12 protein-coding genes and 1 tRNA gene are annotated in these 13,758 nt (G+C 64.8%); 7 read left to right on the top strand and 6 right to left on the bottom strand.

Translation table 11 applies throughout. From position 1 onward, the window contains the following. Positions 1-153: 153 nt before the first annotated feature. The 4 genes from AC1PQG_RS26255 (at position 154) to AC1PQG_RS26240 (ending at position 5,189) form a co-directional block, all read left to right on the top strand. Positions 154-1,362 carry an MFS transporter gene (locus AC1PQG_RS26255; RefSeq protein ID WP_481120648.1) on the top strand — a complete coding sequence of 403 codons (1,209 nt, stop codon included), beginning with the start codon at positions 154-156 and terminating at the stop codon, positions 1,360-1,362. A gap of 91 nt (positions 1,363-1,453) precedes the next feature. Continuing rightward, positions 1,454-2,830: a GGDEF domain-containing protein gene (locus AC1PQG_RS26250; protein ID WP_481120647.1), complete on the top strand. Its 1,377-nt coding sequence runs from the start codon at positions 1,454-1,456 to the stop codon at positions 2,828-2,830. Between the two features lie 55 nt (positions 2,831-2,885). Next, positions 2,886-4,790 carry a B12-binding domain-containing radical SAM protein gene (locus AC1PQG_RS26245; protein WP_481120646.1) on the top strand — a complete coding sequence of 635 codons (1,905 nt, stop codon included), beginning with the start codon at positions 2,886-2,888 and terminating at the stop codon, positions 4,788-4,790. Positions 4,791-4,880: 90 nt separating this feature from the next. Then, positions 4,881-5,189 (top strand): hypothetical protein, encoded by a 309-nt coding sequence (locus tag AC1PQG_RS26240; RefSeq protein ID WP_481120645.1) that lies wholly within the window; start codon positions 4,881-4,883, stop codon positions 5,187-5,189. A 106-nt stretch (positions 5,190-5,295) separates the two neighbouring features. On the opposite strand, the gene AC1PQG_RS26235 is transcribed toward AC1PQG_RS26240, so the two are convergent. Beyond that, a tRNA-Leu gene (locus AC1PQG_RS26235) sits at positions 5,296-5,380 on the bottom strand. Between the two features lie 191 nt (positions 5,381-5,571). Between AC1PQG_RS26235 and AC1PQG_RS26230 the strand changes: the two genes are divergently transcribed. Beyond that, on the top strand, positions 5,572-6,126 hold the full coding sequence (locus tag AC1PQG_RS26230) for a flavodoxin (protein WP_481120644.1): 555 nt from the start codon (positions 5,572-5,574) through the stop codon (positions 6,124-6,126). Positions 6,127-6,593: 467 nt separating this feature from the next. Further along, positions 6,594-7,550, top strand: coding sequence for a methyl-accepting chemotaxis protein (locus AC1PQG_RS26225; protein ID WP_481120643.1), 957 nt, complete (start codon positions 6,594-6,596; stop codon positions 7,548-7,550). Between the two features lie 13 nt (positions 7,551-7,563). Here the strand turns inward: AC1PQG_RS26225 and AC1PQG_RS26220 are convergent, their stop codons facing one another. The 3 genes from AC1PQG_RS26220 to AC1PQG_RS26210 form a co-directional block, all read right to left on the bottom strand. Next, positions 7,564-8,331: an ABC transporter permease gene (locus AC1PQG_RS26220; RefSeq protein ID WP_481120642.1), complete on the bottom strand. Its 768-nt coding sequence runs from the start codon at positions 8,329-8,331 to the stop codon at positions 7,564-7,566. A 10-nt stretch (positions 8,332-8,341) separates the two neighbouring features. Next, on the bottom strand, positions 8,342-9,121 hold the full coding sequence (locus tag AC1PQG_RS26215) for an ABC transporter ATP-binding protein (protein WP_481120641.1): 780 nt from the start codon (positions 9,119-9,121) through the stop codon (positions 8,342-8,344). A gap of 78 nt (positions 9,122-9,199) precedes the next feature. After that, the gene (locus AC1PQG_RS26210) at positions 9,200-10,240 is read right to left on the bottom strand and encodes an ABC transporter substrate-binding protein (RefSeq protein WP_481120640.1); all 1,041 of its coding nucleotides are present in this window, start codon (positions 10,238-10,240) and stop codon (positions 9,200-9,202) included. Between the two features lie 410 nt (positions 10,241-10,650). On the opposite strand from AC1PQG_RS26210, the gene AC1PQG_RS26205 reads away from it, so the two are divergent. Beyond that, a complete protein-coding gene (locus tag AC1PQG_RS26205) occupies positions 10,651-11,514 on the top strand; it encodes a hypothetical protein (protein WP_481120639.1) in 864 nt (287 codons plus the stop codon). 98 nt (positions 11,515-11,612) lie between these two features. Here the strand turns inward: AC1PQG_RS26205 and AC1PQG_RS26200 are convergent, their stop codons facing one another. Both AC1PQG_RS26200 and sfsA read right to left on the bottom strand, forming a co-directional pair. Then, positions 11,613-12,911, bottom strand: a complete 1,299-nt coding sequence (locus AC1PQG_RS26200; protein ID WP_481120638.1) for a dicarboxylate/amino acid:cation symporter — start codon at positions 12,909-12,911, stop codon at positions 11,613-11,615. A 138-nt stretch (positions 12,912-13,049) separates the two neighbouring features. After that, positions 13,050-13,757 carry a DNA/RNA nuclease SfsA gene (gene sfsA / locus AC1PQG_RS26195; protein WP_481120637.1) on the bottom strand — a complete coding sequence of 236 codons (708 nt, stop codon included), beginning with the start codon at positions 13,755-13,757 and terminating at the stop codon, positions 13,050-13,052. Position 13,758: the final 1 nt, after the last annotated feature.

Genomic DNA, 13,758 nt, shown 5'->3' with positions numbered 1-13,758 from the left:
AATTCTCGGGCCTAGCATCACCCGGATGCTCTCGGTCAAGGCGGATTGGCCCGAGGCTTACGTCAATGTTGGGAAGGGTAGTAATAAGCCGCCCGGGATAGCGGGCGCTAAAATGGAGCGCAGCCCGTGCTCCTGCCGCAGGTCCGCCATTCCATGCCCACATTCCTCCGCTCCCTTAAGTCCCGCAATTACCGCATCTACTTCGCGGGCCAGCTGATTTCTCTGGCGGGCACGTGGATGCAGCAGATCGCCATGGTATGGCTGGCCTATCGCCTTTCCGGCTCGGCCTTCGTGCTCGGCATGGTCGGCTTCGCGAGCCAGATCCCTATCCTCGTCTTCGGCGCGATGGGAGGGGTGATCACCGACCGCTTCGACAAGCGCCGCCTGCTCCTTGCCACCCAGGCCCTGTCGATGGCCCAGGCGCTGCTACTAGCCGCACTGGCTTGGCGTGGCGAAGCAACCACCAGTCACCTCATCGCGCTAGCTTTCGGCCTCGGCTGCATCAACGCACTGGACGTGCCGACCCGCCAGGCCATCGCGGTACACCTGGTAGACGACAAGAACGACCTGCCCAACGCCATCGCGCTGAACTCCTTCTTGATGAACGTGGCCCGTTTTGTCGGCCCGACGCTGGCCGGCTTCGTCGTCGCGCTGGTCGGTGAGGCAGTGTGCTTTCTGCTCAACGCCGCCTCCTACCTGGCGGTGCTGCTGGCCCTGCTAGCGATCCGCCTGCCCGCCGAGGGCAAACGCCGCACCTCGGCGCCGCCACTTCAAGCGTTGCGCGAGGGCCTCAGCTACGCGGCCGGACATCCTGGTATTCGCTCATCACTGCTGATCGTCGCCACCACCAGCTTCCTGGCCGCGCCCTACGTGGTGCTGATGCCGCTGTTCGCGAAAGAGATCTTCGGCGGCGATGCACGCTTGTTCGGGCTGCTGGTCGGCTGCGCCGGCAGCGGCTCGCTCCTCGGCAGCCTGTACCTGGCCGGGCGCCAGGGCACCGATGGGCTGGCCCGCCTGGTCGGCCTGGCGGCACCAGCGACCGGCGCGGCAGTAGCCCTGTTCGCGCTGTCGCCGGGAATCTGGATGGCAATACCGGTGCTGATCATCCTCGGCCTAGTAATCATCATCACGGTCGCAGGCAGCAACACGCTGATCCAGACCCAGGTGGACAACGATTTCCGCGGCCGCGTGATGGCCTTGTTTACAATGGCCTTCCTCGGCATCGCACCGCTTGGTAGTTTCAGCGTCGGCAGCCTGGCCCACGTCTTCGGCGTGCGCCCGACGCTGGTCGCATGCGGCCTGCTGACGATTGGCGCCGGCCTCGTCTACCGGCGCCGCACAGTCCGATCAGCAGAGGCCTGATTCATCCCTAACGGGTAAAACTCCCTTGCGTCATTGGGCTCCGGCGCTTATCGTCGAGTCCCAAAAACAATAAAGAACAGGGAGCGCACGCATGCCTCACACTCCTCGTCTGGCTGCCGAGACTTGGCAGCGCCTGGCCGAGACCTCATCGGACGCCATCCGTGCGGCTGTCACCGGCATCATCAAGCGGGACAAGGCTGAACTGGCCGACCGCTTTTACAAGCAGATGCTCGCCGACCCAGCCGCCGCCCAGTTTCTGTCGACACAAGCAGTCGAAGCCCACCTCAAACCGGGCCTACAGCGCTGGATGGAAATGCTGTTCTGCCACCACAGCGTGGAGGAACTGGTTTCCGCCCTCGCCCTGCAGCGCCACGTGGGCGAAGTCCATGCCCGCGCACAGATCCCGGTGCAACTGGTGGCACGGGGCTTCCGCTTCCTCAAGCAGGCCATCAATGCCCGCCTGATCGCCACCGACCTCGACCGGGAAGCCTTGGTCCATGCGGTGCTTCATGTGGACCACTTGACCGACATCGCCTTCGAGGAGATGAGTTCGGCCTTCATCCTGTCCGCCGAACGCAGCGCCCGCACCGACGAGGCCTACAAGATGCACGAGGCCGGCCGCAACCTGGCCCTTGAGCGTGAAAAGCAATCCGTCGCAGTACTCGAGTGGGAAGCCCGCGTGTACCGCCTACTAGCCTCCGGCGCCCCCTTTCACGACATGCCGACGCTGCAGGACTCCGAGTTCGGACTGTGGCTGCACCACAAGGCACCGCTGCTTTTCGAGGACACCCGCGAATTGCCGCTGATCGAGGCCTGTGTCAAGCGCATCGACCAGTCCCTGTTTCCGCGCCTAAGCGACGAGCGGGACACGGTTCCGGACAGCTGCGACAACCGCGAGCTGACCCGCGCGGTGCTGGTGGAAATTGAGGAACTGAAGTACCTGCTGCGCAACATGTTCGACCACATCATGGAACTGGAGGTCGGCCGTGACGTGCTGACACACCTCTTCAACCGACGCTTCCTGCCGTCCATCCTGCGTCGTGAGATCAGCCTGGCCCGCAAACACGAGTGCTCGTTCTGCGTGCTGATGATGGACATCGACCACTTCAAGCGCATCAACGACGAACACGGCCATGACGCCGGCGACCGGGTACTGCAGCAGATCGCCGGGCTGATCGTCGGACAACTGCGCGCCGGTGACTTCGTATTCCGCTACGGCGGCGAGGAATTCCTCGCCGTGCTGGCCGAGATCGACATCCCGCGGGCAGTCTCCGTTGCCGAAAAGATCCGCCAGCGCATTAGCGACAGCGACGTCTTCCTGGCCGGTGGCGAGACCATCCGTGTCACGATGAGCATTGGCCTGGCCGGCAGCGACGGCCATCCGGATTACCAGCGCCTCATCGACCGGGCCGACAAGGCCCTCTACGTGGCCAAGGAAGCGGGGCGGAACCGGGTGGCGACGGACTGATATCATTCCGGGCCTCGATCGCACCACCTTCCGGGCCTCCAGCCCGGCCGCCGCCATGACCGCAAGCCCCGGCCTCCGCGTGCTGTCGCTCATCCCGCCGATGACGCAGCTCAACACGCCCTACCCGTCCACCGCCTACCTGACCGGCTTCCTGCGCAGCCGCGGCGTAGACGCGGTACAGGACGACCTGGCCCTGAAGCTGGTGCTGGAACTGTTCTCCGCCGCCGGTCTGGATGCGCTACGCGACAAGGTCCGCGCGCTGCCGGACAAGAAGCGCTCGACGACGCTGCACACCTTCGACGGCGCCTTCGAACGCTACCGCGCCACCGTCGGACCGGCGCTCGGCTTCCTGCAGGGCCGCGACCCGACCCTTGCCCACCGCATCGCCAGCCGCAGCTTCCTGCCCGAAGGGCCGCGCTTTGCGTCCCTCGACGTATATTACGACCCGGACGGGGGCGATCCGCTGGCCTGGGCCTTCGGCGCGCTGGGCGTGCAGGACAAGGCCCGCCACCTGGCGACGCTGTACCTCAACGACCTGGCCGACGTGCTGCGCGAGGCCGGCGATCCACGCTTCGAGTTCGTGCGCTACGCCGAGTCCCTGGCCATGGCCCAGCCGAGCTTCGAACCGCTGGCCAGGGCCCTCGCCGCGCCGCCGACGCTGGTGGACGAGACCCTCCAGCGCCTCACGCTGGAAACCGTAGCCCGCCACCAGCCGCGCGTCGTGCTGCTGTCGGTGCCCTTCCCCGGCTCGGTGTATGCGGCCTTCCGCATCGCCCAGACCATCAAAGCCACCCACCCGCACATCGTCACCGTGCTCGGCGGCGGCTTCGTGAATACCGAACTGCGCGAGCTGACCGAGCCGCGCGTCTTCGACTACTTCGACTACCTCACGCTGGACGACGGCGAGCGCCCGCTGCTGGCCCTGCTCGAACACCTGGACGGCAAGCGCGGTGCATCGCGCCTGGTGCGCACCTACCTGCGCGAAGACGGCCAGGTGCGCTACATCAACCTGGCCGAAGCGGACATCCCCTTCGCCGAAGTCGGCACGCCGACCTGGGACGGCCTGCCGCTGGACGGCTACCTGTCCATCCTCGACATGCTCAACCCGATGCATCGCCTGTGGTCGGACGGACGCTGGAACAAGCTCACCGTGGCCCACGGCTGCTACTGGAAGAAGTGCAGCTTCTGCGACGTGAGCCTCGACTACATTGGCCGCTATGACGCCGCCAGTGCGGAGATCCTGGTGGACCGCATCGAAGCGGTGGTCGCCGAGACCGGCCAGACCGGCTTCCACTTCGTGGACGAGGCCGCCCCGCCGAAGATGCTGAAAGCCCTCGCCGCCGAACTGGCGCGCCGCCAGCGCTCGATCTCCTGGTGGGGCAACATCCGCTTCGAGAAGTCCTTCACCCCCGAGCTGTGCCAGCAGCTCGCCGACAGCGGCTGCATCGCCATCTCCGGCGGCCTGGAAGTGGCCTCCGACCGCCTCCTCAAGCTGATGAAGAAGGGCGTCTCGGTGGACCAGGTGGCCCGCGTCACCAAGGGCTTCTCCGACGCCGGCATCCTGGTGCACGCCTACCTGATGTACGGCTTCCCGACGCAGACCGTGCAGGACACCGTGGATGCGCTGGAATACGTGCGCCAGCTGTTCGACGCCGGCTGCATCCAGTCCGGCTTCTTCCACCGCTTCGTGTGCACCGTGCACTCGCCGGTCGGCCAGAACCCCGCCGAATACGGCGTCAAGCTCAAGCCCCTGCCGCCGATCAGCTTCGCCAAGAACGACGTCGGCTTCATCGACCCCACCGGCGTGGACCACGACGCCCTCGGCATCGCGCTGAACAAGGCCCTCTACAACTACATGCACGGCATCGGGCTGGACCAGGACGTACGCAGCTGGTTCGACAGCAAGGTACCCCGGCCGCGGGTGCCCAAGCACTTCATCGACCGGGCGCTGGGTTATTGAGCCAAACAGGCCAGCGGTTTAATCCCGGAACCAAACCCGGCTCACACTCGCAACATTCTAAAATCACCGCTTTTCATTGACTGACAGCCCATGAAACTGTCCCAGCTTCCCCTTGGCGCCCGCTTCGAATTCGAAGGGAAGATCTACACCAAGACCGGCCCGATGACCGCCAGCGCCGAGAGCGGCGGCCAGCGCATGATCCCGCGCTATGCGGTGCTGAAGCCCGTGGACGGCATTCCGCCTCCCGCCGCGCCCACCATCAGCCGCAGCGTGGACGCCGACGCCGTGCGCCAGGCCTTTGACGCCTTCTACGGCACCTGCCTGCGCCTGACGGACGACTTCGGCCGCGCCGAACTGGAAGCCGCGCGGCAGCGCTTTCTGGAAAGCCTGGAAAAATAGCGGGAACACCACGCCGGCGAGCCGGCGCGTGTGGACGCAAAAAAGGCCGGAACCCTTGATTTCTCTTGGCTTGCCGGCCTGATTCGGAATACTGCGGAACAGCTATTGGTGCCTTGGGCGAGACTCGAACTCGCACGTCTTTCGACACTACCCCCTCAAGATAGCGTGTCTACCAATTTCACCACCAAGGCATCCTTGCTCAACCCGACCCATGGATACAACAGTTGGAACGGGTGCACAGAAGGAGGCGGATTATAGCCGAGCTGACATGAAGGTCAACAAGTATCAGCAAACGGCACCACGCCGCTGTGGGCCGAAGGGTATGAATTCTGCTTGGAAGCCGTGATCCCTCAAATACGAGTCGCGTTCACGACAATCCATCATGAAAACCATCGGCATCTTTTTCGGCACCGAAACCGGCACCACCCGGCTCATCGCCAAGAAAATCCACAAGAAGCTCGGCGACGAGATCGCCAGCAAGCCCGTCAATGTGAACCGCATCGAGATGGCGGAAATGCTCCAGTACGACGCCCTGATCCTCGGTACGCCGAGCTACGGCGTCGGCGAGATTCCCGGCAAGAGCGCCGGCTGCCTGGAGCCGAACTGGGAAGAGTTCCTGGCGAAAAGCGGCACGCCGGATTTCAGCGGCAAGCGCATCGCCTTCTTCGGCCTGGGCGCCCAGGAACGCTATTCCGACCGCTTCGCCAGCTCCCTGCTGCGCCTCCACGATGTCTTCAAGGGCTTCGGCGCGGAGATCATCGGCGACTGGAGCACCGAGGGCTACACCTTCGCGCATTCCGCGGCAGTGCAGGACGGGCGCTTCGTCGGCCTGGTCATCGACGAGCGCACCCAGGGCATGTTCACCAACGAGCGCCTCGATACCTGGCTGGCCCAGGTCAAGCCGCAGCTCCTCGAGAAACTCGCCACGCCGGCCTGAACACCCACGCTTCACCCCGACATCGGCGGACCGTAGCCGGCGGCGCGCTGCCGATGCATCAAGTGATGCATCGATACCGATATTTTATCTATCGATTAGATCATTTGATTAAAATCCAATCCCAGGCCAAGCAGCTCTGCCACGGCCTGTAAACGCTCCCATGCCGCGCATCCCCCGTCCGGACTGGGTCGGGCGCTTTTCCCGGCATCTCCCGCCAGTGCTGGCACCCTTTCTGCTCATCAAGCAGCGGATAGCGTGAATGTGACCAGATGCTCGACCGGCGGGCATCCTCACCTCACGTTGCCTGATGTTCGCCTCTGTCCCCGGTTCAGCGCCTCTCCCTCCCGTTTCTGACATCCGCGTGCGCGTCGATCGTCCAGAAAAGCTGAATCGGGATTTCGACCCGCGGAAGCGGGTCTTTTTTTGCCCTGACATCGACATCCACCCTGCCCGACGAGACACCCGCCATGCCGAACGCCCAGACCTTCGACAAGAACACCCCGATCTGCCTGTCCGCCGTCCTCCTCGCCGGGGCGGCAGCCGTGTTGCCGAACGGCGTTGCGCAGACCGCCTGCGCCGCGGCCGCCGCGCTGTGCGCACTGCTGGCCGGCCTGGGCCACCGCTCCGAAAGGCGGGGCATCCATCGCCAGTTGCTCCCGCGCCTGCACGACGAACTGGCCGCAGCGCAAACCGCCAACCAGGCCTTGCGCCAGGATCTGGAGACGGCACGCCAAGCCCTGCAGGCGGACACCGCCACGGCAGACGATCCCCGCAGCGCGGCCGTCTCGGCCTCCATCGCCGATGCCGCCCGCCTGGCCGCCGAGCTGGGCGTGTCGGTGGACCAGGCACTGGCCGACATGGCCAATGCCAACCGCCTCGCCGAAGCCAGCGGGGCCCGAGTGGCGGCCGGGCGGAATCACATGAGTAGCGCCAAGACGGACATCGAACGGGCCGGCGTATGCCTCGCCAGGGTGCAGGCCGACCTGGACACCCTCGCCGTCCAGTCCGGCCAGATTCCGGCCATCGTCGCGCTGATCACGCAGATCTCGGACCAGACCAACCTGCTGGCCCTCAACGCGGCCATCGAAGCAGCACGCGCCGGCGATGCGGGCCGCGGCTTTGCCGTGGTGGCCGACGAAGTGCGCAAGCTGGCCGAGCAGGCCAAGGCCGCCAGCGACCGCATCGGCGGCATCGCGACTGAGCTTCAGCACACCTCATCGCAGGCGTCCACGTCGGTACTCAGCGCCAGCACCGCGGTCAGTGCCGGGCGCAGCGCCACCGCCGAAGCCGAGGCGGCGATGCAGGCGATCCAGGACAGCGCCCGTGAGCGCGTCGCGGTGGTCACCCAGATCACCGAGGAAATCCGCAACCACCGGGACATCGGCCAGTCGCTGATGGTGGCGCTCGCCCAAGCCGAGGCCTGAGCGAGCGCCCGTGTCACGCCGCGCCGTTCGGGTTGCGGTGGGCCCAGCTCGTCATGCGCTTCTCGACGAAGGCGAACAGCTCGTACATCACCACGCCCATCACACCGATGACGATCAGCCCGGCAAACACCAGCGGCATGTTCATCGACGAACTGGCCGACATCATCAGGTAGCCGATGCCCAGGTTCGACGCCACCGTCTCGGCGATCACCGAGCCGACGAAGGCCAGCGTGATCGCCACCTTCAGGGACGCGAAGAAATACGGCATGGCCCGCGGCAGGCCGACCTTGGCGAGGATGTCGAGGCGCGAGGCACCCAGCGAACGCAGCACATCCTCCAGTTCCGGCTCCAGCGTGGCGAGGCCGGTCGCCACGTTGACCACCACCGGGAAGAAGGAGATCAGGAAGGCAGTGAGGATGGCCGGCACCGTGCCGATACCGAACCACACCACCAGCACCGGCACGAAGGCCACCTTGGGGATCGAGTTGAAGCCGACCAGCAGCGGATACATGGCCCGGTAGAGCAGCGGCGACGAGCCCACCGCCATGCCGATCAGGAGGCCCACCAGCACCGCAATGGCGAAGCCGGCCAGCGTGGTGAGGAAGGTCTGGGTGGCGTGCATCATGATCGGCGCGAACTGCTCGACGCCCACGTGCCACACCGCGCTGGGCGCCGGCAGCAGGAATTCGGGCACGTCGAAGCCGACGCAGATCAGCTCCCACAGCAGGAACATGCCGGCCACCACCAGCCACGGGGCGGCCTTGACGAGATTGGGTTTCATGGCAGGCCTTTCAAGATGCGCGCACGCGGCCGATGTGCTCGCGCAATTCATGGACGTAGCCGGCGAAGGCGTCGGTGTAGGTCACATCTAGGTCGCGCGGGCGTGGCAGGTCGATCTCCCGGCGCACCAGCACGCGGCCCGGCCGCTTGCTCATCACGTAAACGGTGTCGGCGAGGAAGACCGCCTCGCGCAGGTCATGGGTGACGAGGATTACCGTGAAGGGCTGCAACTGCCACAGGTCGCGCAACATGCACCACAGCTCCTCGCGGGTGAAGGCGTCCAGCGCGCCGAAGGGCTCGTCGAGCATCAGCAGGCGCGGCTGGTGGATCAGCGCGCGGCAGATCGACGCCCGCTGCTGCATGCCGCCGGACAGCTCCCACGGGAACTTGTCCTCGAAGCCGGCCAGGCCGACCTTGGCGAGCAGCTGGCGCGCCTCGGCTTCATAGCGCGTGCGCTCCTTCTTCAGCGTGGAGCGGTAAGGCTCGACGATCTCCAGTGGCAGCATCACGTTGTCGAGGGTCGTGCGCCAGGGCAGCAGGTTAGCGTTCTGGAAGGCCATGCCGACGATCTTCAGCGGCCCGCCGACCTGGCGGCCATCCACGTAGACATAGCCGCCGGATGGCATGCGCAGGCCGGAAATGAGCTTCATGAGGGTGGATTTGCCGCAGCCGGACGGGCCGACGACGGCGACGAACTCGCCCTCGCGGACCTCCAGGCTGACGTCCTCGATGGCCAGCGCACCACCCGGCGCATAGGCGAGATCGACGTTCTCGAATTTGACGAAGGACATGGGTGTCTTTCAAAAGCAAAAGGGGAACCTGCGGGCCCCCTTGGGCACCCGCAGGAACACGTAGCGACAGCGCCCGGATTACAGGCTGCGGTCGGCCCTGGACGGCAGGAAGGCGGCGTTGAACAGCTCGGTGGCCGACGGCACCTTGGGCAGCGCGTAGGCTTCGGCGGTCTCCGCCATCGAGCGCTTGAGGCGGTCCGGCGTCACCGCGCCGAGGCCGATCTGCTTCACTTCCGGCGTGACGATGCTCGACTCGATGGCGAGCTTCAGGCGGCGCGTCTCGAGGCCCGCATCGATCAGCGGATCGCGCTCCTTCACCGCCGGCACCGCCGCCTCCGGCCGGGCGATGGTTTCCTTCAGCGCCTTGTTGAAGGCGCGCAGGAAGCCCTCGATGGCCTTGGGCTTCTCGGCAATCAACTTGGGGCTGGCGATGATCGCATTGCCATACAGCTCGACGCCGTGGTCCGGGTAGCGCAGCGCGACGATGTCGGCCGGCTTCACGCCGCGGGCTTCCAGGTTGAGCAAGCTGGTGAAGTAGAAGCCGGTGATGCCGTCCACATCGCCACGGGCCAGCAGGGTCTCGCGGATCGCCGGATCCACCGACTGCCACTTCACGGCCTCGACGCCCAGCTTGTTGGACTTGGCGAAGGCCGGCCAGGCCTTGCGGCCGGCATCGAAGATCGGCGCGGCGAGGGTCTTGCCGGCCAGGTCGGCAGGCTTGGTGATGCCGCTCTTCTTCAGTGCGAACACCGCCGCCGGCGTGGCGTTGTACACCATGTACACCGCCTGGATCTTGGAGCCCGGCGTCTTGGCGTCGTATTCGACCAGCGCATTGAAGTCGGCAAAGCCCATTTCATAGGCGCCGGTCGCCACGCGAGTCACAGCGCCGGCCGAGCCGTTGCCGGCGTCGATGGTCACGTCCAAGCCTTCGGCGGCAAAGTAGCCCTTGCTCTTGGCGAGCAGGAAGGGCGCGGCCGGCCCCTCGAAGCGCCAGTCGAGGGTGAACTTGATCTTCACCGGCTCCTCGGCGAAAGCGGGGGCGGACAGCAGGGGCGCGGCGAGGGCGGCAAACCCGGCGGACAGAAGCAGACGACGGGATGCGCGGAAACGGTGCGGCATGGGCAGAAACTCCGGAAATGATTGGACGAGGACGTCGAATGGTGCGTCTCGCCTTCTTTCCGCAATCTCCATGCCAATTTCCAAGCCATTGATTTGTATGTCTTTAAATCCTCACGACGGAACCGCCCCGGATTCAGGCCGCAATCTCACCGGAAAAGCCGCCAGAATACGCCCCCGCATGGTGCAAAACGCTATTCCGCGCACCCGCAGAGTGCATTCCAATAACATATTAAAAACAACAAAGATTCTTTATTTTCAAATGGATATACACCATCAACTATATTCTTTCGGTGATGATGGATATCGCCATGCCCATAGCGGGCTCCTGCTAGATTCGGCTTCAAGGCGTCGCCGTGCCTAGTCACGCGGACCACCTACAGATCCCTCGAATCGACCAATCAGGAGCCACCATGAAGTTCTCGCAGAAGACGATCCTCGCCGCGTCCCTCCTTGCTGCCTGTGCCGGCACGGCCACCGCCGCCGACTGGAGCGACACCTCCATCGGCTACCGCTACGGCACCAAGTTCGCCGAACCGTACGAGAGCAACAGCATCAACAAGAGCATCGTCAACCTGACCCACGCCAGCGGCTACAAGTACGGCACCAACTTCCTGAACGTGGACCTCCTCCTGTCCGACAGCAAGGATCCGGTCGGCCCCGGCTCCAAGTCCGGCGCCCAGGAAATCTACATCGTCTATCGGCACACCCTGGACCTGGGCAAGATCACCGGCCAGGACTTCAAGTTCGGCCCGGTGCGCGGCCTCGGCCTGACCGGCGGCTTCGACGTGAATGACAAGAACGACGCCGGCTACAACTCCCGCAAGCGCATGCTCGTCGCCGGCCCGACGCTGATGATGGACGTCCCCGGCTTCCTCAACGTGAGCCTGCTCTACCTGTGGGAAAGCAATGCGCCCTACAACAAATTCACCAGCACCCAGACCGACCGCTACAGCTACGACGTGCACCCGATGCTGACGGCGGCCTGGGGCATCCCCTTCAACCTCGGCCCGGTTCCGCTGTCCTTCGAAGGCTTCGCCAACTTCATCGCCAGCAAGGGGCAGGACGAATTCGGCGGTGGTACCAAGCCGGAAACCAACATCGACATGCAGGTCATGTACGACGTCAGCCCGCACATCGGCGCCGCCAAGAACACCTTCAAGGCCGGCCTGGAATACCAGTACTGGCGCAACAAGTTCGGCAACGACCACACCAAGGCCGCCGGCGACGGCGCCTTCGCCAAGACCCCGATGGTGCGCGTCGAGTACCACTTCTGAGCACGCCCGGGCGGTGGGGCGCGTCCATTCGCCCCACCGACGGACGCAAAAAAGCCAACCCCGCGGGGTTGGCTTTTTTGCTGGAGAAGACGACCGGATCAGGCGGCTGCGGCCAGCGGCTTGTCGCCGTTCGAATCCTCGTCGAGCACGCCGTTCAGGGCCTTGTTCATCCGATCCATGTCCAGCTCGTTCTCGGAACGGGACACCACCACGGTGGCAACCGCGTTGCCGATGATGTTGGTCAGCGCACGGGCCTCGCTCATGAAGCGGTCGATACCGAGGATCAGCGCCATGCCGGCCACCGGGATCGTCGGCACCACGGCCAGCGTGGAAGCCAGGGTGATGAAGCCGGCACCGGTGATGCCGCTGGCGCCCTTGGAGGTCAGCATCGCCACCACCAGGATGGAGAGCTCCTGGGACAGGGTCAGCTCGGTATTGGTGGCCTGGGCGATGAACAGGGCCGCCATCGTCATGTAGATGTTGGTGCCGTCCAGGTTGAAGGAGTAGCCGGTGGGCACCACCAGGCCAACCACGGAGCGGGCGCAGCCCATCTTCTCGAGCTTCTGCATCAGCTTGGGCAGGGCAGACTCGGAGGACGAGGTGCCCAGCACGATCAGCAGTTCTTCGCGGATGTACTTGACGAACTTGAAAATGTTGAAACCGGTGTAGCGGGCAATGGTGCCCAGCACGATGAAGATGAACAGGATGCAGGTCAGGTAGAACGAACCCATCAGCTTGGCCATCGGAATCAGGGAGCCCACGCCGTACTTGCCGATCGTGAAGGCCATCGCACCGAAGGCGCCCAGCGGAGCGAGCTTCATGACGGTATTGACGATGCCGAACATCACGTGGGAGATCTGCTCGACGAACTGGAATACCGGCTTGCCCTTCTCACCCATCGCGGCCAGCGAGAAGCCGAACAGGATGGCCAGCAGCAGAACCTGCAGGATATCACCCTTCGCAAAGGCATCGACGAAGGTGTTCGGGATGATATTGAGGATGAACTCCACCGTGCTCTGAGCATGGGCCTTGGCGGTGAAGTCGGCGATGGCCTTGGTGTCGAGGGTGGTCACGTCGGCATTGAAGCCGGCGCCCGGCTTGGCAACGTTAGCCACTACCAGACCGATCATCAGCGCAAAGGTGGAAACGATCTCGAAGTACAGCAGCGCCTTGCCGCCGACCCGACCGACCTTCTTCATGTCCTGCATGCCGGCGATGCCGTGCACCACGGTGCAGAAGATCACCGGCGCGATGATCATCTTGACGAGCTTGATGAAGCCGTCGCCAAGGGGTTTGAGATCGACTCCCAGCTTGGGCTCGAAGTACCCCAGCAGCACGCCGCAGGCGATGGCGAACAGGACCTGCACGTACAGAACCTTGTAGAACGGCTTCTTCATGACGGTTAATCTCCGGTGTTATATAGGACTATGAGACGAACAATAGATCCCCCACCGAAGCGCCGAAATTGTGTCCTCCCCCATTGTGGACGGCCCTATTGTGGTTATCCGTAATAGGCCGACGCCCTTTGATCGGGGTCAGTCCGGCACGACGACCGCAAGCCGACGGTTCAGCACGACGCCTTCCGGCGTGACCTCGGCGCCCAGCGCGAACACCTCGACGCCCTGCGCCAGCGCCTCACGAAGCGTCCGCCCGTAAGCCGGGTCGATGTGGTCGGCCGGCCGCACCTCATCCACGTCGCCCCGCTGCACACAGAAGACCAACGCCGCCCGGTGGCCGGCCCCGACCATCGCACTCATCTCCCGCAGATGCTTGGCGCCGCGGGTCGTCACCGCATCCGGGAAGAAGCCCACCCGCCCCTCCACCGCGGCAGTGACGTTCTTCACTTCCACGTAGCAGTCGGAACGGCCGCTCTCCTGCAAAAGAAGATCGATGCGGCTGCCCTCGCCGTACTTCACCTCTGGACGGATCGTCCGGTAGCCGGCCAGCTCGGGCAGCGTGCCGGCCTCGATCGCCTCCCGCACCAGGCCGTTGCTGCGCCCTGTATGCACGCCGACCACACAGCCGGGCGCCACCTCCACCAGTTCCCAGGTCCATTTGAGCTTGCGTGCCGGATTGTCCGCCGGCGACAGCCAGACCCGGCTACCCGGAGCCTTGCAGCCGAGCATCGAGCCGGTGTTGGGACAGTGGGCAGTCACCAGCCCGGCTCCGGTTTCCACATCGGCGAGGAAACGCTGATAACGCCGGACGAGACGGCCTTCGAGAAGCGGATGGGGGAAGCGCATG

This window comes from Zoogloea sp. GDB6, from assembly GCF_056724105.1.
The sequence above is the reverse complement of the archived record's forward strand: the minus strand, read 5'-3'. Positions and strand labels throughout refer to the sequence as shown.